At 43.1% G+C, this 24,616-nt stretch carries 20 protein-coding genes and 3 tRNA genes; 16 read left to right on the top strand and 7 right to left on the bottom strand.

The window, feature by feature from the left end; genetic code table 11:
• Nucleotides 1-26: 26 nt before the first annotated feature.
• Nucleotides 27-1,835, bottom strand: coding sequence for a protein kinase domain-containing protein (locus MZ182_RS17520; protein WP_248068457.1), 1,809 nt, complete (start codon nucleotides 1,833-1,835; stop codon nucleotides 27-29).
• A gap of 248 nt (nucleotides 1,836-2,083) precedes the next feature.
• Here MZ182_RS17520 and MZ182_RS17515 point away from each other — a divergent pair, with 248 nt between their 5' ends.
• Together MZ182_RS17515 and MZ182_RS17510 are read left to right on the top strand one after the other, a co-directional pair.
• A complete protein-coding gene (locus tag MZ182_RS17515; RefSeq protein WP_011788025.1) occupies nucleotides 2,084-2,425 on the top strand; it encodes a hypothetical protein in 342 nt (113 codons plus the stop codon).
• Nucleotides 2,426-2,528: 103 nt separating this feature from the next.
• Entirely contained in the window at nucleotides 2,529-3,185 is a 657-nt protein-coding gene (locus tag MZ182_RS17510; protein WP_011788026.1) for a thiopurine S-methyltransferase, read from the top strand.
• A gap of 254 nt (nucleotides 3,186-3,439) precedes the next feature.
• Here MZ182_RS17510 and MZ182_RS17505 read toward each other — a convergent pair whose 3' ends face one another.
• Nucleotides 3,440-3,631 carry a bacterioferritin-associated ferredoxin gene (locus MZ182_RS17505; RefSeq protein ID WP_011788027.1) on the bottom strand — a complete coding sequence of 64 codons (192 nt, stop codon included), beginning with the start codon at nucleotides 3,629-3,631 and terminating at the stop codon, nucleotides 3,440-3,442.
• Between the two features lie 250 nt (nucleotides 3,632-3,881).
• Here MZ182_RS17505 and MZ182_RS17500 point away from each other — a divergent pair, with 250 nt between their 5' ends.
• Together MZ182_RS17500 and MZ182_RS17495 are read left to right on the top strand one after the other, a co-directional pair.
• Entirely contained in the window at nucleotides 3,882-5,456 is a 1,575-nt protein-coding gene (locus tag MZ182_RS17500; RefSeq protein ID WP_248068454.1) for a PAS domain-containing methyl-accepting chemotaxis protein, read from the top strand.
• Between the two features lie 396 nt (nucleotides 5,457-5,852).
• Nucleotides 5,853-6,188, top strand: coding sequence for a DUF3392 domain-containing protein (locus tag MZ182_RS17495; RefSeq protein ID WP_011788029.1), 336 nt, complete (start codon nucleotides 5,853-5,855; stop codon nucleotides 6,186-6,188).
• A gap of 15 nt (nucleotides 6,189-6,203) precedes the next feature.
• On the opposite strand, the gene MZ182_RS17490 is transcribed toward MZ182_RS17495, so the two are convergent.
• From MZ182_RS17490 to rsgA, 5 genes are all read right to left on the bottom strand, one after another.
• Entirely contained in the window at nucleotides 6,204-6,926 is a 723-nt protein-coding gene (locus tag MZ182_RS17490; protein ID WP_115017073.1) for a glycerophosphodiester phosphodiesterase, read from the bottom strand.
• 14 nt (nucleotides 6,927-6,940) lie between these two features.
• A complete protein-coding gene (locus tag MZ182_RS17485) occupies nucleotides 6,941-10,147 on the bottom strand; it encodes a mechanosensitive ion channel domain-containing protein (RefSeq protein WP_248068545.1) in 3,207 nt (1,068 codons plus the stop codon).
• A gap of 69 nt (nucleotides 10,148-10,216) precedes the next feature.
• Nucleotides 10,217-11,101, bottom strand: a complete 885-nt coding sequence (locus MZ182_RS17480; protein WP_262917344.1) for a DMT family transporter — start codon at nucleotides 11,099-11,101, stop codon at nucleotides 10,217-10,219.
• Nucleotides 11,102-11,116: 15 nt separating this feature from the next.
• Nucleotides 11,117-11,986 carry an archaetidylserine decarboxylase gene (gene asd / locus MZ182_RS17475; protein ID WP_115017077.1) on the bottom strand — a complete coding sequence of 290 codons (870 nt, stop codon included), beginning with the start codon at nucleotides 11,984-11,986 and terminating at the stop codon, nucleotides 11,117-11,119.
• Nucleotides 11,987-12,053: 67 nt separating this feature from the next.
• Nucleotides 12,054-13,118 carry a small ribosomal subunit biogenesis GTPase RsgA gene (rsgA, locus tag MZ182_RS17470; RefSeq protein ID WP_248068452.1) on the bottom strand — a complete coding sequence of 355 codons (1,065 nt, stop codon included), beginning with the start codon at nucleotides 13,116-13,118 and terminating at the stop codon, nucleotides 12,054-12,056.
• A 112-nt stretch (nucleotides 13,119-13,230) separates the two neighbouring features.
• Between rsgA and orn the strand changes: the two genes are divergently transcribed.
• The 12 genes from orn to hflX all read left to right on the top strand — a co-directional run bounded on the left by orn (nucleotide 13,231) and on the right by hflX (nucleotide 24,594).
• On the top strand, nucleotides 13,231-13,776 hold the full coding sequence (orn, locus tag MZ182_RS17465; RefSeq protein WP_011788035.1) for an oligoribonuclease: 546 nt from the start codon (nucleotides 13,231-13,233) through the stop codon (nucleotides 13,774-13,776).
• Nucleotides 13,777-13,965: 189 nt separating this feature from the next.
• Nucleotides 13,966-14,041 (top strand) — tRNA-Gly (locus MZ182_RS17460).
• A 121-nt stretch (nucleotides 14,042-14,162) separates the two neighbouring features.
• Nucleotides 14,163-14,238 (top strand) — tRNA-Gly (locus MZ182_RS17455).
• Between the two features lie 121 nt (nucleotides 14,239-14,359).
• Nucleotides 14,360-14,435 (top strand) — tRNA-Gly (locus tag MZ182_RS17450).
• Nucleotides 14,436-15,808: 1,373 nt separating this feature from the next.
• The gene (locus MZ182_RS17445) at nucleotides 15,809-16,264 is read left to right on the top strand and encodes a hypothetical protein (protein ID WP_011788036.1); all 456 of its coding nucleotides are present in this window, start codon (nucleotides 15,809-15,811) and stop codon (nucleotides 16,262-16,264) included.
• A 293-nt stretch (nucleotides 16,265-16,557) separates the two neighbouring features.
• Complete coding sequence (locus MZ182_RS17440; RefSeq protein ID WP_248066538.1) at nucleotides 16,558-18,057, top strand: NAD(P)H-hydrate dehydratase; 1,500 nt, start codon at nucleotides 16,558-16,560, stop codon at nucleotides 18,055-18,057.
• A gap of 88 nt (nucleotides 18,058-18,145) precedes the next feature.
• On the top strand, nucleotides 18,146-18,604 hold the full coding sequence (gene tsaE / locus MZ182_RS17435) for a tRNA (adenosine(37)-N6)-threonylcarbamoyltransferase complex ATPase subunit type 1 TsaE (RefSeq protein ID WP_011788038.1): 459 nt from the start codon (nucleotides 18,146-18,148) through the stop codon (nucleotides 18,602-18,604).
• Between the two features lie 8 nt (nucleotides 18,605-18,612).
• On the top strand, nucleotides 18,613-20,043 hold the full coding sequence (locus tag MZ182_RS17430; RefSeq protein ID WP_248066540.1) for an N-acetylmuramoyl-L-alanine amidase: 1,431 nt from the start codon (nucleotides 18,613-18,615) through the stop codon (nucleotides 20,041-20,043).
• A 1-nt stretch (nucleotide 20,044) separates the two neighbouring features.
• On the top strand, nucleotides 20,045-21,970 hold the full coding sequence (gene mutL, locus MZ182_RS17425; protein ID WP_411028085.1) for a DNA mismatch repair endonuclease MutL: 1,926 nt from the start codon (nucleotides 20,045-20,047) through the stop codon (nucleotides 21,968-21,970).
• 3 nt (nucleotides 21,971-21,973) lie between these two features.
• Nucleotides 21,974-22,900, top strand: coding sequence for a tRNA (adenosine(37)-N6)-dimethylallyltransferase MiaA (gene miaA, locus MZ182_RS17420; protein ID WP_248066544.1), 927 nt, complete (start codon nucleotides 21,974-21,976; stop codon nucleotides 22,898-22,900).
• A 90-nt stretch (nucleotides 22,901-22,990) separates the two neighbouring features.
• Entirely contained in the window at nucleotides 22,991-23,263 is a 273-nt protein-coding gene (gene hfq, locus MZ182_RS17415) for an RNA chaperone Hfq (protein ID WP_011788042.1), read from the top strand.
• Nucleotides 23,264-23,286: 23 nt separating this feature from the next.
• Nucleotides 23,287-24,594: a ribosome rescue GTPase HflX gene (gene hflX, locus MZ182_RS17410; RefSeq protein ID WP_011788043.1), complete on the top strand. Its 1,308-nt coding sequence runs from the start codon at nucleotides 23,287-23,289 to the stop codon at nucleotides 24,592-24,594.
• Nucleotides 24,595-24,616: the final 22 nt, after the last annotated feature.

Below are 24,616 nucleotides of genomic sequence, written 5' to 3'. Positions count from 1 at the left end.
TCAAAATAGTGTTTAAGTAGGCGCGATTAGGCGCCTATTTCTTTTGGATTTTTGGGATAAAAGTGATCAGCTTGACGCTCAAGATGAGTAAAGCGACGGGTATTTTTATAGGGCAATTTCATAAAACCAGAGACACCATGACCTTGGATCTTACCCACATGGTGCAAAATGCGATCTAGGCTAGCACGAAATGCGGCCTGTTTACGTGGATTGAGTAGCTTTAAGTAACTGTGAATTTTTAAGTGATTCGGCAGCGCCTCAAAAATGATGCAACCTGTATGATGGATCTGGTTGATACGCGCCAGTTCTTCCATTATTTCGACGGGTAATTCGAGGTTTTCATCGGGATCTTTACCATCCTCAAAGTAGGAATGTAAGCGTGATTTATCTTCTAGAGTGGGCACATCGCCGACTTCAAAAGGTAATTGCTGATCGGCACTGGCGACAAAAGGCTCATTGGTGCTAGCCCGTTCAATATGCAGCGTGTCTCTTGCGTTAAAGAAACAGGCTTTAAAAACCCCGATACGTTTAATCCCTCGCGCTAGTGTCACCATATTATTGACCGCGATGACCAAGGCACTTTTTTGTTGAGCATCATAAATGGCAAGATTTGAATCGATAAACACACCACTTTCCCGCCAGTGAATTGCCAGCCCTCCCACGATAGGGTATTGAGCCAAACGACCAACAGCAGCGATAAACCCCTTTTCGGTATCCCCCATGCCCGCTAAAAAGTTTCGATAATACTTTTCGAGCTGAATATCATCCATCTTAGCGATAGGATCTTGAGCGTTATGCTCCTTTAAAAAGGATTTACGTGAGCTATAGCTAACCGTTTCTACATCTTTGTCGCGGGATTGTACCCATACGGGGATTTCGCCCTGTAATTCAGTTTTAGGCAACTCAGGCAAATGCAATCGGTGGCTGTGTCTCATGCTCTTTAAAAAGTAATCGCCAGCAATAATACGCTGCTGAGGATCGCTACTGAGCATACCTTCTAAGGTACGAGCGAGTTCCACGGGTAAACCTATGCTGGTGGGAGGAATAACTTGAGCGCCGAAGCGGCTTGCTTGTCCTGATGCGAGTGCATATAAGGTGGCAGCCACACCTTGTTCGTCAAAGCGTGGGCTTGAGAGTCCGCCATTAAGCTGTTCTTCACCAATAAAATACACATCACCCATGCGGGCATTGGTATGTTGCTGATCGCTCGACATCAGTGCCATTACATTGTCTTCAACTGGCTTATTATATTCATCGCGTTGGGCAAATACTGCCGATCCCCAATCGATCAAAGACAAATGCTGGCTTTGGATATCGTAGACTAAATTTGATGGCTTGATATCGCCATGAACCAGTGGTTTACCTGTGCGTAGATAATAAAGAATATCAGCGAGTTGGCGAGCAATGCTCATTACCATCGCAGCGGGAAGTGCACCTAAACGACGGCAAAGTTGCTCAAGATCTTCTCCTTTAGCGCGTTCCATCACAAGAATACCTTGTCTACCAACTCGCTCAAATTTGATCGCTCTGGGTATATTAGGGTGTGTGAGTAAGGACAGCATAAAGGCTTCTTCTTCGAGCCTATCCTGAATATGTTGTGGAAGGTTAATCCTTGAAAATTTAAATACATGGGCTTCACCTTCCAGATTAATACCCGCAAACACGAAGCCATAAGCTCCTTTGCCGATGAATTCAATATCGGAATAACCCAGTTTACTTAATTGTTGTTTACATAGACGGATCCACGCCTTGTGCTTGCGGGCATCATTGGCTTTGAGCAAATAAATAGATTGCTCTTCAGAAATGTAAAAATGCTGTAACTGGGGTGTTTTCAAAATTCTGCTCCTTATTTTGCCACTTCACCGGTATTGAGCGGAAATATCGCTATCGAGTGAAGTGGAACTTGCATTTTGAGGTTGCTTAGGTATTAGCGCAAGTCATAGGCTGCCTATCGCATCATTTCGTCGCTGACTTTGACTTATATCAAGTTAAATAGTGGCAACTATAGGTAATCTTTGTGGCATTGGATGGGATAAATTTTGGTTAAGAAAACCCACAGACAGAGTGCATTAAAGGAGGGCATATGCCCACCCAATATAAAGCGTTATTGATCGAGTTATTGGAATATCCACGTAAGCGTATTTTACAGTCGATGGAAGTCACCCATTGTCCCCATGCCGTGTTTTTTAATGACAGTGATGAGCAATGTTTAACCTGTCATCAGGGTATGGAATGTATTTGGATGAACCAAAATGATGAACTGGTTGCAGTGGAGAAAAAATCGATTGCTGAGTTAAAACAGCAATTACTGATCGCTGTTGATTTTATTGATTCCTCATTGAGTCCACATCATCTATCTCGTCGTCAGTGTCAATGCGATAACTGTGTATGGCTTCGTAAGGTGCAAGAGGCGTTAGATCAGTAAGTTAGTTTTTACACAGCGAGGAAGCGTTGCTTACATTAGCGGTTTTGCATCTATTTGGAAATGCCATTAGAGTAGGGCTACTTTCGTTATTTGAGATATTCCTATGGAACCCGGTTTTTGGCATGAAAAGTGGTACAAGCAGCAGATAGGCTTTCATCAACAGGATATTAATCCCTTCCTCGTTCAGTATTGGCAACGGTTAGCATTGCCTGCCGGGGCTAAAGTGTTTGTGCCTTTGTGTGGTAAATCCTTAGATATGTGTTTCTTGGCAGAGCAGGGGCACCAAGTTATAGGATGTGAGTTGAATGAATTAGCGGTGCAGCAGTTCTTTAGCGATAACCAACTCGAGATGACACAAACTGTTGAGGGTGAGCATCAACACTATCAAACCGAGCAAGTCAGTTTGTATCAGGGTGATATTTTCACCTTACCTAAGCGCATTACCCAAGATGTGACGGCATTTTATGATCGTGCGGCGTTAATTGCTTGGCCCGAAGAGATGCGCGCACAGTATGCTAAGCAACTGGCCAATTTATTACCTAGCGGCAGCCTTGGTTTGCTTGTTACCCTAGATTATCCACAAGAAACCTTAAACGGCCCGCCATTTGCTGTGTCGCCCAATTGGATTGAAGCCCATCTAACCGATGATTTTGAGATCCAAGCACTCGCTTGCCAAGATGTATTAGCCGATAACCCTCGATTCGTTAAAAAAGAGGTTCCTTGGTTAAATGAAGCCGCCTATCTTTTGAAACGTAAATAGCACGATATTAGATTTTGAACGCACCTCATTGAATAATAATGTTTTATTAATTAAAGCTTGAGTTTGATGAGGTGTTTTTGATTAAAAGTTAATGTGTTGATAGGCAGGTTTACAAATATTTTTATGGGGATAAGTCGCCCTAATGACAACCGTTTGGTCTGCGGATTGGTGAGATACAGTCGTAAGGCGTGTTGTGATTATAACGACTAATATTTAACGGTTTTTTTGCTATTTAAAACTTAACTTTAAATGACTTACGCTACTTCATAATATTTAGGTTCTAGCTCCAATTGATTTTGGATTATCTGTACGGCCATTCTTGCACATTTGCCACATTGATCTGCAACACCTAAACGCTTTTTCACATCGGCAAGGGAACTATCGCCCTGGCTTACCGCGTTTTTAATCTGCGTATCTGTGATGGCATGGCAAAGACAAACGTACATATATTAGTCTCCAAAATGAATTGGTCTAATTCTAAATGAAAACGCTTATCAAATGCAATACAGTATTAAAAAAGGATATAAGAGAGTGCTAGAAAGTTTAATGATTTGTTACTCTGCGCACATTTTTTAGGCTATTCTCTTGGCTCAGTGCCTAGAAATGGAGTGGCAATTTTAAGTAAAGATAAGCAACTGCTCAGGGTGATGCCTCATGGATGACTAAAAATATTAATCGTTATTCCATAAGGTGATCATGAGAAAAAACTTACCAGTTACACAGCGTGAATATGACTATCCGGCAGATTGGATTTTATTATCGACCACGGATACTCAGAGTCATATCACCTACGCGAATGCCTCATTTTGTAAGGCCTCCGGTTATGAGCTCGATGCCATGTTAGGCCAGACCCATAATATGGTTCGTCATCCGGATATGCCACCACAGGCATTTGAAGATCTGTGGAAAAAAATCAAAAAAGGGGAGCCATGGAAGGGCATCGTCAAAAACCGTTGTGCCAATGGCGATCATTATTGGGTGGATGCTTATGTCTCACCTATTTCCATTAATGGCCAAGTCGTTGAGTTTCAATCGGTACGTACTAAGCCTAGTCGCGAGCAAGTTAAGCGAGCAGAAGCTGCCTATAGTGAATTGAATAAAACAGGCAGTATCAACGCATTAAAGCTTACCCTAAGTATGCCAACCAAGTTACTGCTGATCGCTTTAATTGCTTTGCTACCTGTTTTGTACCTAGCGATTAAAGTTGGATTGGTTGGATTTATTGCTTTTATCTTTAGCTTCATTGTATTGCTTGTGGGAGGGCATCTCGTGCTTGGTCGCTACTATGCCTTAGTTGAAAAAGCGAAGCGGATCTACGATAGCCCTCTGATGGCACATATTTATAGTGGTAACTGTGATGATCTTGGCGCGATAGATTTGGCCCTACAAATGCAAAGTTCGGAGCTTAAGTCGATTCTTGGCCGCGCATCAGACTCCTGCTATAACGTCGCTGAGCAGGCTAAAGTTTCGGCGGCTAAGGGGTTGGAAATACAGAGAACAAGTCAGTCTCAGCTTTCTGAAATAGAACAAGTTGCCACAGCCATGCAGCAAATGACTGCCACGTTAGGGGATATGTCATCCAATTGCGCCGATACCGCCAGTGCGTCTCAAATGGCATCGGCCGAAACCATTAATGGTGATAAAAGGGTTGCGAGTACGATTAGCTCTATTCAGGCTATGGCTGAGCAGTTACAGGAGACTGCTAAGGTGATTACTCAATTAGAAAGCCACAGTAAAGATATAGGTACTGTGCTTGACGTGATTCAGAGTATTGCGGGTCAAACTAATTTACTGGCGCTGAATGCGGCAATTGAAGCGGCTCGAGCCGGAGAGCAGGGGCGAGGATTTGCAGTGGTGGCCGATGAAGTGCGTGCATTAGCGCAACGTACCCATGATGCAACTAAAGAAATTCACAGCATGATTAGCTTATTGCAGCAAGGAACCAGTAAGGCCGTTGAGAGTATGCAGCATGGCTTAGTGGCGGCCTCACAATGTATTTCGACTGCCGATCTGGCGGGGGCTGCGTTACAAACGATTCGTGAAGCCATCGCGACTATCACCGATATGACTCACCACATTGCTAGTGCAGTGGAAGAACAATCGAGTGTGGCGAATGAAATGAACCGAAGTGTGGTGAATGCGGCGCAGTTTACCCATTTAAGTCATCAGCTTGGCAGTGAAATGGTGAGTTTAAATGATGACGTTATTCAAGAAATGGATTCCCATTCGGTATTAGTTGGTCAATTCTTAAAGCGTAGTTTTAAGGTTTAATCGCTTTAATTAAATGCGGTAGCATAAAGGCAATAAGCGTGGCTATTGCCTTTTTTATTTTAATAGCTATTAAAAATCAATTGGTTGGTTATAGTGATCGTTCATCTGCTACTTGATGGTCACCACTATAGTTGTGACGGTGGGGTTTTAAGAGAGCGCCCGTTTAAGATCAGCTCATCCACTATGTAGGCTTGCAACATTGACAGAATTATCATTGAGTCAAACTAGATTGGGGGAATTTTGCCCCCAATTCATTGGCGATGGAGTGCATTTGCTTTGGAGAGTAAGAGTCACTTGTGCCTCACAGCATCTCCCTTTATGCTTGTTATTGTTATTTTTCAATACACTGTCTTAGCCAGTATTATGGTTTGAGAACAGCTTTCTAGGTTGAATATTATGTTTGAACAGTTAGTTGCCATTATCGCCCAATTGGGTAATATGCTTCGCCCTTGGGCATTTGATATTGCCACCGCTATGGTGGTGTGCCTGATTTTGGTGTTTTCCGCGGATGTAAACCGCATTTTAAGACGTCATCTCTTAGGATATTCTTTTGTACTGCGCACTTTCGTCTTTATCATTCTAAACGCTTTTGGTTATGGTCTTTTAATCATAAAAACAACACCTTGGGTAGCTAGGCATATTGTTGCCATGCCACCACATTGGATGTTTCTATTAATTGTTTCTATGTTTATTTTTATCGGCTATTGGGCTCAGCGAAACAACCAAGCTTGATCTTGTCACTGAAGCTTACTCAAAGTAGCCTTGGTAATTGAGCGAGGGTGTTTGAGTTAGGGCCTCCATAGCGCGATCGGGATAATTACTGAAAATACCATCAACTCCCATTTGCTTTAGAGCATGAATATCATCGCTATGGTCTACAGTATACACGTACACTTTTGCGCCCCTTTGGTGAGCATCGTCCACGAGTGCTTGGCTGATAAAACTGACATCTAAATGTAAAGAGTAAGCACGAAGTTGGCTCACTACTGTAGCCCCATCCAGTGGAATGCTGGCGAGTAGTGGGGCAACTAGAGCCTGAGGTAATGCGCGCTTAATGTCACTTAGATAGGGATGATTAAAGGAGGATATTAATAGCTGATCTTCAGTAAATCCTAGTTCACTCAACACTTTTGGGTATAAGTCGACTAAGGGCTGAACGGTATTTATCCCTTTTAATTCGATATTGACAGTGCAGCGTCCGGCAATCAGTTCCAGTATTTGCCACAATGTTGGTATGGGTTCGCCCTTTACGTTTATCCCAGCCAAATAATCTTTAGTCACAGTATGGATAACACCCGTACCCGAGCTTTTGTTATCTAGGCGTCTATCGTGAAAGACCACTAACTCGCCTTCAACATTATGTACATCTAATTCAATTGCTTTTGCACCTAGTTCTAGTGCTTTTGCCATTGCGGCTAAGGTGTTTTCGACCTGATAACCGCTAGCACCGCGGTGAGCAAAAATAAGCATTTTCTACTATCCTGTTAGCTTCTAATGATACCGACCTGATCCCGATTTTGACCATTTTTGATATGGATTTCCATCTGAGGGTAGGCGAGTTCTAAATTGTTTTCTTTCAGCTTTCTGGTAATTCGTTTATGCAAATCATGGCGTAGAGGCCAGCGAGACGACATTTCTTTAGCATAGGCGCGTACCTCGTAGTCTTGTGTATGTTTACCAAAGCCTGCGAACCAGACCTCAGGCTCTGGCGTTGGGAGTGCATCTTCACACTCCTGCACTGCTTGATAGAGGGTTGCTTCGACTTTTGCGGGATCAGAATCCCGTGCCACCGACACATAGACAATAACCCGAGTAATCGGATCTGATAATGACCAATTGATTAATTGCTCAGTAATAAATGCTTTGTTTGGAATGATAATTTCTTTTCTATCCCAATCGATAATCGTGGTCGCGCGGATTTGGATTTTACTGACGGTGCCCGTTAGCTCCCGGATAGTGACGGTATCGCCAATCCGTACGGGTTTTTCAAATAAAATAATCAAACCTGAAATAAAATTGGCAAAAATCTCTTGTAAACCAAAACCTAAACCAAGTGAGAGCGCTGCGATTAACCATTGCAGTTTGGACCATTCCATCCCTAGGTTTGAAAAGCCGATCAATAACCCTAAGAAGACCACTAAATAGCGGCTGACTGTGGTAATAGCAAAACCGGTGCCGGGTGAAAGCTCGAGCCGTTGGAGGATCATCAGTTCTAGCAAGCCGGGTAGATTTGTCGCGACCATTAATGAAAAGCCAACCACAATTAAACCAAACATGAGGGATTTCATTGTGATAGGTAGTTGTTGCTCTACCCCATTGACACTCGTGTTGGTTGTCCACAATGTTATGCCATCAAGGAAGGAGAATAATGCCGTATGGGTTTGAGCCCACAAGCCAATTAAACTGGCTAAAAAGGCCAGTAAAAGTAATGAGCGAACAAGGCCTAATGATTGGCTCGAAATCGTTTCCAAGTCGACAACGGGTTCTTCATAGGTATCTTGGCCATCACTTGAGAGATGGTGTGTTTCGTGTTTTTCTCTTTGAGCTAATCGTTCTGCACGTTTAGCTTTTGCGCGATCAAACGCAATGCGTCGGCGCTCAATCAGCATCCAGCGTTTAATGAGTTGATATAAGAGTAAGAATCCCAAACCTAATACTAAGGAGAGTTGTAGTTGTAACAACATTTGAAACGCGGTGAAATAATAGCCTCTAAATGCAAGTCCAGCACTGAACAGAGGTACAACAATTAACAAAGCCCAAAGCATTTTTTGAAGGAGTTTTTTGTTTTTACCGTCCATCTTAGAATCGATATTTTGGCGATTTAACACAAAAATATCTTTATATAACAGGAATAAAATAATACAAAAAAGAATAAATGCACCGCGCCCTATGCTATTACGAACCAAGGATGCATCGAGTACTTCAGTAAAACCCATTAAACCCAGTAGTGGGCTAGCCACTAATACAAAGTGCTTTAATCTAAATTGACCCGCTTGAATTAGTTTTGAAGGACGTCTGAAGTGACCGACAAGCACGCCTTTATCAAGAGCCAGTACAAAAATCAGACGATACAGTAGGTAAACTAATCCAATAACTAAAATTCCCATGCCAATGGCCTGCACGAAGTTGCGTTCGGACTGATAAAAAATCAATCCCGCAATCACAACGGGTAATGGCTTTATCAAGGCATAACAAACACTGCAAAGCAGGGCTTTTAGGGTATAAATAAACTTATCTTGCGTCACATTGCCAACATAGGTGGTGTAATGTGTTAGTAGCTGATTGAATTTAGGAGTAACCAGATCTTGGGTCATTAAACAAAGTATTAGCAATATAATCCACCAAGACCAATAATCATTTTGCTCTTGCCACGCTTTCGTGAGTTGTCCCCATTGCGCTGTTTGGGCTAACCAAATCGTGCTGCGTTGCACATCGGTAAACCATAGTTTATTGATGCTGGCAGCATTGGGAACCCAAAATAAGTGCTCATTTAGCGTATTTTTTAGGGTAAGATTTTGCTGGCTAAGTTGCTGATAATTAACTTTAAGTTTGCCAAGTTCACTTAAATATTGGTCATAGCTTTGCATTAACTGTGCAATAAGCGCTTGTTGGGAAGTTAACAGCTTAATTTGACTGTCATTATAGAGTCCTGATTGTTCTAACTCTTGGTCATTCAGGGCTTGTTGCTGCTCTAAATGGTATCTGTCTAAGCGCGCATCGGCGATTAAGGTTTGTAGCTTTTCATGGTTTGGAGGCTTAGGTAGCGATTGCAGCATTTGCAAAAAACGCTCCCCAAAAGCTGAGTTCATTTTGACCCAAGTAATTTGCTCTTGAATATTGGCGAGCTGCTTAGCTTGAGACTGATATTGGATCTCGGCTTGTTCTTGTTGCTCAACTACATTATTGATTTGTAAGGTTAATGTTTGTAATTTCTGACCGTAAATTTGATTGGTATCAGCAATGTTGCGTGTAACAGGATCTAACTCTTTGCTATCCGTATCGACTAGGTTTTTGGCAAGCGTTGCATCAGTTTGCTGCTGGCGCTGCTTATTAATTGCCTTATTGATTGTTTCAATGAGCGCCTCTTGTTGGATTAATTGTTGGCGTACTAACTGTAATTTTAGTTGAGTTAATTCTATGCGCTTTTGACTACTCGCCAGCTCAGCCTCACTAGTTGCAAGGCTTTGCTCAAAGAAGAGTCGCTGGGTTTGTTGTAACTCGCCCGAAGGGGTGTCTAAGGGGGCCAACTCCGTTTTTTTATTCTGCACCACATTTTGTCTGGCAGTCGCGATCACCGAGGGTAAAAGATTGTGGCGTTGCAGCAATTCATTAACTTGGTTACCTAATGCAGCCTCGCTTTCTTTGAGCTCTGAAAGGTGTGAATAAGCGATTGATGCTTGCTGGCTAAGATCGGTGTTTTTTTTGAGTTTTAAGGGTTTTGAGGCTTCTTTTAACTTTTGGTTAATTTCTTTTTTATTATCTTCAAAGTCCAATTGTGCTTGTTGAAAACTGGCTGCATTGGCTGCCAGCTTATCTATGTTGTTCTTTAACTCTGTAATTTGCTCATCAATACCTGCGGTTTGCTGCTGATTTTTATTATTGAGTCCAAGACGTTTATCCAACTGTAGGGGAGAGTTGGCTTGGATAGAAAATGAGAGAAAAACAATAATGAACAATAAAATACGTGGCATATAGGCAGATATACTTAGGGACAAAAGACGCTCTCATCTTAGCCCAAAATAGGGCTAAATGGGTATGTTTCAGATCCTCTTTTTTCGTCTTAGTGATTGATGGGATTGATGGGTTTCAAAGATGGCGGTAGCGACTATGATAGTCCCCCCAAGAAGCGTATTAAGATTTAAGGTTTCACCTAAAATCATCAGTGCTAGCATTGCACCATAAAAAGGCTGTAAACACGAAACGAGGCCAACGGTTTTTGCGCTTAACTGCCTTAGGGCTGAAGTAAATAATGCATGTGGCGCAGCCGTAAATACGATGCCCAGTAAAATGATTAATTCCCATACATCCAATGTGATGTTATTCAGGGGCGTTTCATGCCAAGGCATAAGAAACACCGCCGCCACTAAGGTTTGATAAAACATCGCATGCGGGCCGCTATATTGAGTAAAGTAGCGTTTCTGGAGCAGATTTCGTGCGGTAAATAACATGGCAGAGAGAATACCAATCGCGATACCTAAGGTTGTATCATTACTAAAATTTGCTTCAGGTATCAGTAAGATAACACCAATAAAAACGAGGATCCCGCTTATCATATCGATTAACTTGATTTTATTACCAGTCAATAGCGGTTCAGCGATAACAGTCATTACTGGATAAGTGAAAAATGCAATCATGCCAATAGCGACGGAGGAGAGTTGCATGGCGGCAAAGTAAGTCACCCAATGGAGGCTGACAATAATACCGAGTGCAATAGCAATCAGGTAATCGTGTTTGTGTTCTAAGCTGAGTGGTTTTCGGCTGAATTTAATCAATAAAGCCAAAATCAGTGCGGCGACGATACAACGCCAAAAGGTGATATCAAGGGCACTTAATGGAATTAATTTTGAAAACAAAGCTGTGCCACCAAACATCAGCACAGCTAAGTGTAATTCAATTAATCCCGAAGGTTTCGTTATTGACCCCAAGAACGGTTAGTCCGTTTACTTCGGATTATTAAGATTAGCAAAGGCTTGACCCATGCGTGTAACTGCTTCGGCTTCCACTCCTTCAGCGAAGGTATCGATAGCGTCTTTAGCAAATAACATGACGACAGTACTGCCTAACTTAAAGCGACCCATTTCATCGCCCTTGTCTAAGGTGATGGCATCAGGGCCAACCGTGGGATATTCCCAAGTAAAGACTTGCTTACCTGTCGGTGGCGTGATTGTGCCAGCCCAGACGGTTTCGATGCTGGCAACGATAGTGGCGCCGACTAATACCATGGCTAATGGGCCATGTTCGGTTTCAAAAATGGCGACCACACGTTCGTTACGGGCGAAAAGGCCGGGTACATGTCTTGCTGTTAGCGGATTAACCGAAAACAGCTCACCGGGAACGTAGGTCATTTTTGATAATGTACCTTTTATCGGCATGTGAATTCGGTGGTAGTCCTTCGGTGCTAAGTAGATTGTCGCAAAATCCCCGCCTTCAAAACGTTTGGCATCTTGAGCTTGATCGCCAAGTAAAGTGAGAGATGAGTAATGATGACCTTTTGCTTGGAAGATTCGACCTTCTTTTATTGGACCAAGTTGGCTAACGGCACCATCAACCGGATGCACCATAATATTCGTATGTTGATTTATCGGACGAATCCCCGGCTTTAATGCGCGGGTGAAAAAATCGTTAAAACTTTTATAGGCCTGTGGCTCGCTTTGTGCCGCTTCACTCATGTCGATTTTATATTGTTTGATAAACCATTTAATCGCCGCAGTTGTTAACGTGCCCGCTTCAGCCGCAGCCAGTTTACCCACTAGACGTGATAATAAATGTTTTGGCAGCATGTACTGCAGAGCAATTTTGACTTTATCCAATTTTAATTCCTTTTCTTACTTTACTGCTCAAATTTTACTGAGACCGTTGTTATGTATCAATCAGTCGTTATTCATCGGTGGTCGCACGGAAATGCCGAGCATGGCGTTGCTCATCAAGGCTGGCGATAATCCGATGGTAATTGTTGAAGCGATCTTCGCTAATTTTACCTTCATCCACCGCAGTTTTTAATGCACAACCGGGATCATCACCGTGTTTACAATCACGGAACTTACAGCCACCGAGAAACTCACGGAATTCAATAAAACACCAACCAACTCTCTGTGCGGGTAAGTGCCAAAGCGCAAATTCGCGTACACCGGGTGAGTCAATTAAATCGCCACCGCTGGCTAAATGTAGCAACTTAGCTGTGGTGGTGGTGTGTTGCCCTAGGCCTGAGTTATCTGACACATCACCCACTAATAAGTCTGCATCAGGTAGTAGCGCGTTGATTATCGAAGATTTCCCTACACCAGATTGTCCGGCAAATACACTGACCTTGTCTTTAAGTAAACCTTTGATGGTATCGATACCTTCACCTAACTTGCTACTGACTTTATACACAGGATAACCAATGTCCTGATAGCGTTTAAGTGCAGCTTCGATTACCGGTGCTTCTTGCGGATTTAATAGGTCAATTTTATTTAAAATAATGATAGGTGGAATATTGGTATCTTCGGCGGCGACTAAATAGCGGTCGATAATTTGGGTGGTAAAACTGGGTAACACTGAAGATACAATCAAGATTTGATCGATATTCGAAGCGATAATTTTTACGCCATCGTATAAATCGGGACGCGTAAGTGAAGATCGTCTTGGGTGCACGGCTTCAACGATACCAGCAATGCCACTATTTGCTTGGCTCTCAATCGCTAAGCGTACGACGACCTTGTCACCAGTGACTAAGCTATTAATCGTACGGCGAATATTACATCGTACTATTTGGCCGTCTTCGGTTTCGATGTCGGCATGTTGGCCAAAACGGGAAATCACAGTGCCGCTCTGTTCGGCACCAAGTGAACTATCCTGTAGCTCTGGCGTATTTTTTTCACCGCTGTCACGATTGAGTCGTTTCTCGTGATTAGCGCGCATACGGCGTAATTGACCTTGGCTTAGGGGTTTCTTTTTACTCACTGATTCGTCTTCGTCAATTAGATTATTTTTTGTGTTGGAAAAAAGCAGTATGATACACGCTCTTGAATAAAAAAGCCTGAATTTAGGCTAACTGACATGATAAGGCTGATTTATGACGGCGAATGTAAATAATCTCATTTGGATCGATCTTGAAATGACGGGGCTAGAACCTGATGTCGACAGAATTATTGAAATTGCCACTTTAGTGACGGATCAAGAACTCAATATTATTGGTCAGGGCCCCGTAATTGCTATCCATCAGCCAGATGAAGTGCTTGCGGCAATGGATGATTGGAATCAAAAGCATCATGGTGAGTCTGGACTGATTGATCGCGTTCGAGCGAGCCAAGATAATGAAGCGCAAGCTGTGGCAAAGACCATTGCATTTTTAGAGCAATATGTGCCTAAGGGCGCTTCACCTATGTGTGGCAATAGCGTTGGTCAAGACCGACGTTTCCTCAATCGCTATATGCGCGAACTGGAGGATTATTTCCATTATCGCAATCTTGATGTGAGCACAGTAAAAGAACTGGTCAAGCGCTGGAGTCCAGAAATTATGGAGGGCTTTAAGAAGCAAAATACCCATCAAGCACTACAAGATATCCAAGAGTCGATTGCAGAATTACAGTATTACCGCAGCAAAGTATTTAAAATTTGACCGATTAGCAGATAAATCTGAAAGAAGGGGTTGCAGCCGCATGAATTTTTCATATAATGCGGCCTCGACTTTTTGATGCGAACGGATGTTCTAGTCATTTAGATTGAACGCGACATTAGCTCAGTTGATAAAGGTTGATAGGCGATACCTTTGTTAATGTTGAAGGCAAATGTAGCAGCGATGCAAAAGGCGACATTAGCTCAGTTGGTAGAGCGATACCTTGCCAAGGTATAGGTCATCGGTTCGAACCCGATATGTCGCTCCAAATTAAAATTTAGTGATTTACCAAATCATTAATACAGATTATGCGACATTAGCTCAGTTGATAAAGGTTGATAGGCGATACCTTTGTGAATGTTGAAGGCAAATGTGACAGCGATAATTATGCGACATTAGCTCAGTTGGTAGAGCGATACCTTGCCAAGGTATAGGTCATCGGTTCGAACCCGATATGTCGCTCCAAATTAAAACTTAGTGATTCACCAGATCATTAATACAGATTATGCGACATTAGCTCAGTTGATAAAGGTTGATAGGCGATACCTTTGTGAATGTTGAAGGCAAATGTGACAGCGATAATTATGCGACATTAGCTCAGTTGGTAGAGCGATACCTTGCCAAGGTATAGGTCATCGGTTCGAACCCGATATGTCGCTCCAAATTCCAATATTTAAATGTCAATCCAACATTAGCTCAGTTGCGCTCTTAATATGGCGGTACCTTCTTTTTTCCAAGGTATAGGTCATCGGTTCGAACCCGATATGTCGCTCCAAATTCCAATCTTTAAATGTCAATCCAACATTAGCTCAGTTGCGCTCTTAATATGGCGATACCTTCTTTTTTCCAAAGTATAGGTCATCGGTTCAAACCGCTCTTGATCAAAATCAGGTCGCTCCAAATTCCAATCTTTAAATGTCAATCCAACATTAGCTCAGTTGCGCTCTTAATATGGCGATACCTTCTTTTTCCCAAGGTATAGGTCATCGGTTCGAACCGCTCTTGATCAAAATCACGTCGCTCCAAATTCCAATCTCTAAATGTCAATCCAACATTAGCTCAGTTGCGCTCTTAATATGGCGATACCTTCTTTTTCCCAAGGTATAGGTCATCGGTTCGAACCGCTCTTGATCAAAATCACGTCGCTCCAAATTCCAATCTCTAAATGTCAATCCAACATTAGCTCAGTTGCGCTCTTAATATGGCGATACCTTCTTTTTTCCAAGGTATAGGTCATCGGTTCGAACCGCTCTTGATCAAAATCAGGTCGCTCCAAATTCCAATCTTTAAATGTCAATCCAACATTAGCTCAGTTGCGCTCTTAATATGGCGATACCTTCTTTTTCCCAAGGTATAGGTCATCGGTTCGAACCGCTCTTGATCAAAATCACGTCGCTCCAAATTCCAATCTCTAAATGTCAATCCAACATTAGCTCAGTTGCGCTCTTAATATGGCGATACCTTCTTTTTTCCAAGGTATAGGTCATCGGTTCGAACCGCTCTTGATCAAAATCAGGTCGCTCCAAATTCCAATCTTTAAATGTCAATCCAACATTAGCTCAGTTGCGCTCTTAATATGGTGATACCTTCTTTTTTCCAAGGTATAGGTCATCGGTTCGAACCGCTCTTGATCAAAATCACGTCGCTCCAATTTTTTTATCAAATCTTTTCATAAATATAATCAATCTACATTTTGTTGATGTATCTAATTTTGCGGTTCTTCAAGCTAGCACTCTATCAGTCACAGCGAGTAAGTTCGGGTTTTAGCAACAGTTTTAGTCTGTGATGGATGCAAGCGTTGGTGAGGCTGCGAGCAAACCTTTTCTTTTTAACTTGTTTTTTCATTTTATGGAAAATAAAACACAGAGTTTAATGCGTGATCTGCGCTGTGTTTCTTCAAGTTTTCCTAAATTAGATGTATTTTGGAAAGGTAAATTATGACCTTGTTCAAATAATCGTAATGCGTTTACTTACATAATGGTTCCAGACAAAGTTAATAGCGCCAAGTTGTTGGCCTGACAGTGGAGTGCTTTATATGCGTATTCAACAATTACGTGATCTACTTGAGTATGTGGCAAATTGCCGCTTAGATATGGCGCAACTCTATGGCCGTCTTATCAATCAAGCCGACTCGGCCCGAGTGAAAATGATGCTAGAGTATTTTGAGTCGCACCAAAAAACCATGGCAGAGAAACTGCGCGACTATATGGACGAAGCACCACATCGTATTCTTGATACTTGGTATAAAGACTTTACTTTTGAAGATTTTACTAAGCGTTGCCAAGATACTATGTTGCCTGCAAACATGAATGAAGACGATGTGCTCAATTTGCACTTAGATTTAGAAAATCGTCTGATAGGCTTGTTAGAAAAAACCGTTAACTCAACCACTGCGGAAGATGCACGTAATGCGTTAGCCAATTTGATCCGCGTAGAAAAAACGCAACAGCAACGTCTAGTGCATAGCACCATTCGGATGGATGATATCTAGATCGCCTGCACGCCATTCTCTCAACAAAGCCAGCATAGTGCTGGCTTTGTTGTCTTTATATGCATTGCAAATTCGTGGATTGCGAGACTTTAAGCGCATTTTCGCGTATCAACTGATTTACGTCATGATTTTATAAAGCAAATTTTGCTACTTTCTTGGACTATTGGTTGATTTTAACTTCGACTTTCTCAACAGGGATATCAGATTGATAGGTTGCCATCATTTAAGAGCTTGGTGGCAAATTTACAGTGTCTCACCTTGAAATTCATTCTTAATAGCGCAGGAGATCCTCTATGGCACAAGATTTATCTAGACTACCCACAGCGCTTTATACCCAGCAACAAGTTAGGGAAACTGAATTACTCGCTGTTTCACAGGGTGCAGCGACACTTTATGAGTTGGTTGAGAGGGCGGGATATGCGGCGTTTCAATATTTAGCAAAACATATTGCAACAGAGCATGGTACAGCATCAACTCCTCTGCTTATGCTTGTTGGCAGTGGTAACAATGGTGCTGATGCCTTAGTCTGTGCACGCCTCGCACTCGAAGCGGGTAATACTGTTTCTGTGATGCTGACTAAAACGACAGGTAGTGTGGAGTATGAGCGTGCACTCACAGCCTACGTTAACCAAGGTGGTTTAACTCAAGAAATCGATATTAATGTGATTTCAGAGGCTGAAATTATCGTTGATGGCTTATTAGGTACGGGTGTGAAAGGTGAAGTGCGTGATGACACCGCTAAATTAATCAATGCTATTAATCAAAGTACAGCTTGGGTGCTTAGCCTCGATTTGCCTTCAGGAATTAATCCGGATACGGGTGCTGTGGCTAATGTTGCTGTAATGGCAGATGTTACCCTCTGTTTTGGGGGGATCAAGCAAGGTTTACTTACCAGTAAAGCTCGGCATCATAGTGGACTTATCGAGTTTGCCGAATTAGGTTTAACCCCATTTTTTACCCAATCCAGCGCGCAACGTGTTGGGCGTGAAATCCTGAAGGATTACTTTGCGGCTCGGGCACGAGATAGTCATAAAGGTCAGTCAGGCAAGGTCACTGTTATTGGCGGTGACTTTGGTATGGCAGGTGCGATCCGTCTTGCGAGCGAGGCTTGTTTGCGTGCAGGAGCAGGACTTGTAACTGTAATTAGCCGTCCTGAACATCAACTCACTGTGAATGTTTCTCGCCCTGAATTGATGTTTTGGGGCTGCGATCTGGTTGATATGGAAGTCTATCTTCGCCTCGGTTGGGCGCAGGTCATAGTACTTGGGCCAGGCTTGGGTAAGCATGACTGGGGTTATAATTTGTTTAAGGCTGCAGGGTTGAGTGATAAACCCTGTGTACTAGATGCCGATGCGTTAAATCTTCTTAGCCATGAACCTCGTCGTCAAAATAACTGGGTACTGACACCGCATCCCGGTGAAGCTGCTCGTTTACTTGGTTGCTCTGTCGCTGAAATTGAGCAGGATAGATTTGCTGCGGTGCTTGCAATGCAGCAAAAATATGGTGGAGTTGTGTTATTAAAAGGCGCAGGAACTGTGATTTATGATGGTAAAACCATGGTCGTTGCACCTGTGGGTAATCCCGGCCTTGCAAGTGGTGGGTGTGGGGATGTGTTATCTGGTATTATAGGCGCGCTCATGGCACAAGGTATGGATAATATGCAGGCAACAATTGTCGCCGTAGTTGTCCATGGTTGTGCTGCCGATCTTGCGGCTACACAGGGTGAGCGCGGTATGTTAGCAAGTGATTTAATGCCTTTTATTCGCCAATTAGTGAATAGTGATTTACTCTAGGCGATATGTGAGACTCAAGTGCTGAAGATGGTTGATTTTTGTGCTTGAGTTGCTTCCTCCATTACTAACAGCAGTGATATAAGCGGAAATGACAGAGTTAACCTTTTTCTTAAATAATGAAGACGACACTATTGCGGTAGGGCAGCAACTGGCTCGCTATATTAAAGCGCCGTTAACTCTTTATTTAACGGGTGATTTAGGCGCAGGAAAAACGACACTGAGTCGAGGGTTAATTCAAGGGCTTGGTCATCAAGGGGCGGTAAAAAGTCCTACATACACACTCGTTGAACCTTATGAACTTAACGGTGTCGAAATTTATCATTTTGATTTGTATCGCCTCAACGATCCTGAAGAACTCGAATTTATGGGGATCCGCGATTACTTTTCAGATAAGAGTCTTTGCATAGTGGAATGGCCCGATAAAGGGGAAGGTTTATTGCCAGATGCCGATATCCATTTGCATTTGAGTTATGTAAATTCGGGCCGTGAAATCCATATTCAAGCCCTGTCTAAATCAGGTGAAAAGTTATTAGCTGCGATAAAATAAAAACAACAATGACTAAAATTAATCATTATTTTCATCTTATTACTCTTTTTTTATGCACTTTTTTTACTGTATCTGCCCATGGGGCAAATCGATTAGAAGGTGTGCGTATTTGGGCTGCCCCTGAATCGACCCGTGTAGTGTTTGATCTCAGTGATGCGCCTAACTATACCTATTTTTCAATAGAAGGACCTAACCGTTTAGTGGTCGATCTTAAAAAGACTTCAACTAAACTCACCCTTAAAAATATCGACAATAACAGCAAGCTCGTTAAAGGGGTGCGCATTAGTCAATCTCCAACGAAGGGTGATTTGCGTTTGGTGATTGACCTTGTAAAGCCTCTTAATGCTAATTTGTTTTCACTTCCCGTTACGGCTCCCTATGGTAATCGTCTTGTTGTTGACCTTGAAGATAAAACGGTCACACTGGCACCACCTGTCGCCAGCTCAACCCCAGTTAAAAAGTCCGTTACTCAAAGTATGCAATCCTCCCGCGATATTGTAATTGCTATCGATGCTGGGCATGGTGGTGACGACCCCGGCTCAATTGGTCCATCGGGCCTTTATGAGAAAAAAGTGGTATTCGAAATTTCTCGGCGCCTTGCGAGTAAAATTAACGACACCCCTGGAATGCGTGCCGTTATGATCCGCAGTGGCGACTACTTTGTTAATTTAAATAAGCGCTCTGAACTTGCCCGCAACAGTAAAGCTGATTTGCTGATTTCTATCCATGCGGATGCGTTTACTTCGCCCAATCCTCGCGGTGCGTCTGTGTGGGTATTGTCTATGCGTCGTGCAAACAGTGAAATTGGTCGCTGGTTGGAGCAAAAAGAAAAGCATTCTGAACTACTTGGCGGTGCGGGGGAAATTATCCAAAATACCGATAATGAACAATATCTTGCTATGACATTACTCGATATGTCGATGAACAGTTCTATGGCTATTGGTCATGCGGTTGCGGGGGATATTCTCAAGGATTTAGGCGCTGTGACGACGTTGCATAAAAGTCGGCCCGAATCAGCCAGTTTTGCAGTGCTAAAGTCACCGGATATCCCCTCAATTTTGGTTGAGACTGGCTTTATTTCTAATCCTAAGGAAGAGCGACTCTTATCCAGTCACCAACACCAAGAAAGTATTGCAACAGCTATTTATAAAGGGGTTAGCCGATATTTCCATAGCAATCCGCCGGCAGATACTCTGATAGCCAAACAAAATGGGGTAAGGCCGAGTCCTATATCTAGTTCTAAATCAGCATCTACAGGAATAAGTTCAAGGCCAAGTGTTAGATCTTCTGGTACGGTCAAACATAAAGTCAGCCGCGGTGAATCGCTTTCAGCCATTGCGCAGCGTTATCAAGTCCCAATGTCGAGTATTAAACGTGCGAATGGGATGAAAACCGATGTAGTGCAACTAGGGCAAACGCTCGTTATTCCTGAGAGTTAGAATGGAAAAATCTATGGGTATTCAGATCTTACCGCCGCAATTAGCCAACCAAATCGCTGCGGGCGAAGTGGTTGAAAGGCCCGCCTCAGTGGTTAAAGAGTTGGTTGAAAATAGCCTTGATGCGGGTGCGACTCGAATTGATATTGAAATCGATAAAGGCGGCAGTAAGCTGATTAAAATTCGGGATAATGGCTCCGGAATTCCTAAGGAAGAACTGACCTTAGCCTTATCACGCCATGCGACGTCAAAGTTACATTCATTAGATGATCTTGAGGCCATACTCAGTTTTGGATTTCGCGGCGAAGCGCTCGCGAGTATAAGCTCGGTTTCACGTTTGACTTTAACCTCTCGCACTGCTGAACAAACCGAAGCATGGCAAGCCTATGCGGAAGGTGTTGATATGGCAGTTAAAATTATGCCCGCAGCACATCCCGTAGGCTCCACAATTGAAGCCGTTGATTTATTTTTTAATACCCCAGCAAGACGGCGCTTTTTAAAGAGTGATAAAACCGAATTTACTCACATTGACGAGTGGTTAAAGCGTATTGCTCTAGTGCGTGGCGATATCCATTTTACGCTGACGCATAATGGTAAACTTGTGCGTAATTACCGCCCAGCGGTAAATGAATCCCAATACTTACAGCGTTTAACGCAGGTGTCAGGGCGACAGTTTGCGGAACACGCTTTAAAAATTGAGTGCCAACACGATGATTTACGACTAAGCGGTTATTTGCAATCGCCTTGGTCGACCGTGTTAACGGACACTCACTATTTTTATGTAAATGGTCGTTTAATTCGCGACCGTTTAGTGAATCATGCAGTGCGCCAAGCTTTTGCACACAAAGCCGAAATTGAACAACCCGGTTATGTGTTGATGTTAGAAATTGATCCCCATCAGGTGGATGTGAATGTGCATCCCGCTAAGCATGAAGTTCGATTCCATCAGAGTCGTTATGTCCATGATTATATTTTACAAGCATTACAATCGGCCCTCGAAGAGGCGGGGGAACTCTGCCTTACGGACAATGGTAATTTAACCGAACCTGAAGCTGCATGTATGGATACACAGTGCACTAAGGCGATTGAACCCTCAGGATTATTTGAACTTGCAAGTATCAGTGATCAAACTGACAAGATTGAACGTATTCGAGACGCAAGCCCTGTTACGGCTTCTCAGGAGCGATTCACTGAGTCTTCCCAAGCGCAAGCCGTGACATCAGTTCGTTCAGGTTTTGGCATCCAGAAAAATGCTTTTGGCAGTATGGCACAGCCAAGAGATAGCCATTACCGCAGTTTTTCAGGTGGTGAAGCTCGGCAGCGCGCTGAATTACCTTCAAAGTCGGCAATAGTGAGTTATGGTGCTTTATTGCAAACACCATCTTATAACGTAAAAGATAAAGATTATCAGCCAGTAGCCCCTATGCCACCTATTTTAGATGGCCAATATTGGGTCGTCGTCGAAGCAAATCATCTTCGTCTTTTACCCATAAAATCAGTCGCATTGGCAACTCGCGCCCAAGAAATAGAAGCTAAGCTGGCAACGGGTCTCATTGGTCAACCATTGTTGATGCCGGTATCAGTTGTAGCCGATCCAGACTGGCAATCATTGCTCGATGAAAATGAGCAATTAATACGTCAAATAGGCTTAGAACTTACAATTCGTTACCAGCAGTTGATAATTAAAAAAGTGCCCCCATATCTGAGGGAAAGCCAATTAGCGAAGCTGATACCAGAGTGGTTACAATCGCTGCGTTTTGAAACGCCATCGCCCAATGCATTGGCTAAGTGGTTGGCAAAACAAAGTTTAAGTGGATTTATGTCGGCACCAGAAATCTGGGCGGCTTTTTCCTTGCTAACGGATGAAACAAGACAGCATATTGCCAATCAAGCGATATCCTTACCTTGGCAATCATGGCTAGAAGAGTAATAAGTGAATACAGAATTGCTGCCTAAAGTGTTATTTCTTATGGGGCCTACTGCCTCTGGAAAAACGGCTTTAGCACTAGAATTAGCCGAAAACCATAACTGCGAGATTATCTCAGTTGATTCTGCACTCATTTATCGCGGTATGGATATTGGTAGTGCAAAACCTTCTATGGAGGAGTTAGCGCGCGGGCCACATAGATTGATTGATATTCGCGATCCTAGCGAGAGCTATTCTGCCGCCGATTTTAGAGCAGATGCTTTAGCTGAAATTGCGCAAATTATTCGCATGGGGAAAACACCATTACTCGTTGGTGGAACCATGATGTATTTTAAGGCTCTATTAGAAGGGTTATCACCGCTTCCGAGTGCCGATGACGCCATTCGTGCCGACATTCAGGCGGAGGCTGATGTGAAAGGATGGGAAACCTTGCATGACCAATTACGGGATATTGATCCCGTGTCGGCGGAAAGAATTCATCCTAATGATCCACAAAGGCTTTCAAGAGCGCTGGAAGTCTATAGAATAAGCGGTAAGAGTTTAACTGAGCTTACACAGACTAAGTCTGCACCTTTACCTTACGATGTGGTGCAATTTGCCATTGCACCGCGAGAGCGTAAAGTATTACATGACTTAATTGCGCAGCGTTTTCGCATAATGTTACAGCAAGGTTTTATTGGCGAAGTGACTCAACTTAAGGCAAGGGGAGACTTACATTTAGATTTGCCATCAATGCGTTGTGTTGGATATCGGCAATGTTGGCAACATCTCGATGGAGAATTCGACTATGATACTATGGTCGAAAAAGCAGTTGCAGCTACTAGGCAATTAGCGAAGCGTCAATTAACATGGTTACGTAGTTGGCCAGAGTTAAATTGGCTTGAAAGTGGTGCTGAGGGGAATTTAGTTACACTTATGCGTCATTGCCGCTAGCTTATTAGCCCTTGCTGTATAATACTAAAACTAAACAAAAAACTTCACTGATATAGATTTATTTTTATAAATTAAAAAGGAAATAATAAAATGGCTAAGGGGCAATCTTTACAAGACCCATTTTTGAACGCACTACGCCGCGAGCGCGTTCCTGTATCAATTTACTTAGTAAACGGCATTAAACTCCAAGGACAGGTAGAGTCGTTTGATCAATTTGTCATTCTGTTGAAAAACACAGTGAGCCAAATGGTATACAAGCACGCTATTTCTACGGTTGTTCCTGCTCGCCCATTCAATGTCACTGGTCACCAAAATGCCCAGGGTGGATATGGTCCGCAAGACGATGTACCTAGTGGCGAATAAGCGTTATATGAGGAGTTTGCTTCTTGTTTGATCGTTATGAGGCGGGAGAAACAGCGGTTCTTGTCCATATCGACTTTTCCGATGAGGAACGCCGAGAAGACTTAGTCGAACTGCAGCTATTAGTTGAATCAGCTGGAGCACGCTCTGTCGGGGTCATTACTGGAAGTCGACGCTCTCCAGATCGTAAGTTTTTTGTGGGATCTGGAAAAGCCGAAGAGTTAGCCGCACTTGTGGCTGCCACTGAGGCGAATGTGGTTATTTTCAATCACGCGTTGAGTCCAGCTCAAGAGCGTAATCTTGAGCAAGTATGTCAGTGTCGTGTACTCGATCGCACTACGCTTATTCTTGATATTTTTGCCCAGCGTGCACGAACCCACGAAGGTAAGTTGCAGGTGGAGCTAGCGCAATTGCGCCACATGTCAACTCGTCTGGTGCGAGGTTGGACTCACCTTGAGCGTCAAAAAGGCGGCATTGGTTTACGTGGTCCTGGGGAAACTCAACTCGAAACCGATAGACGCCTTCTCAGGGGCCGCATTAAAAATATCAATAAACGCTTAGAGCGGGTTGATAAACAGCGTGAGCAGAGCCGACGAGCACGTAAACGCAGTGAAATGCCAACTGTGTCATTAGTCGGCTATACAAATGCGGGTAAATCTACGTTATTTAATGCGCTAACTTCATCCGATGTTTATGCCGCAGATCAGCTATTTGCTACGCTCGATCCAACGCTTAGAAAGTTAGATTTACCCGATGGTGCCGTTATTTTAGCTGACACCGTTGGATTTATTCGCCATTTGCCACATGATCTCGTTGCCGCTTTTAAGGCGACATTGCAAGAGACACGTCAGGCCGAACTATTGCTGCATATCGTTGATTGTGCAGATGAAAATATGGCGGATAATTTTGAACAAGTGCAATCTGTCCTGAAAGACATCGAAGCCGATGAAGTTATGCAATTAATTGTGTGTAACAAAATCGATTTACTCGAAGATGTTACGCCTCGAATTGAGTATGATGATCAAGGCAAACCCATTCGAGTTTGGGTTTCAGCACAGAAGCGTTTGGGATTTGATTTGCTGTTGAAAGCGATTACCGAGCTTATCGGTGAGGTGATTAGGGAGCTTACACTTAGAATTCCGGCAACTGCTGGACATTATCTTGGCCAGTTTTATCGACTGGATGCGATACAGCAGAAAGAGTACGACGATCTGGGGAACTGTATTTTGTCTGTTCGTTTATCGGACGCCGATTGGCGCCGGTTAGCTAAACAGAGTCAGGGTGAGTTAGAAACCTTTATCTTCGATGCGTCGATAGAAAAGGCTGTTTGTTAATAATCTAATTTATTTCATCCAC

Origin of the sequence: Shewanella sp. JNE2, from assembly GCF_023159115.1 — a bacterium.
Taxonomy (GTDB): Bacteria; Pseudomonadota; Gammaproteobacteria; order Enterobacterales; family Shewanellaceae; genus Shewanella; species Shewanella putrefaciens.
Note: the sequence above shows the minus strand (reverse complement) of the source record. Positions and strands in the feature narration are given on the sequence as shown.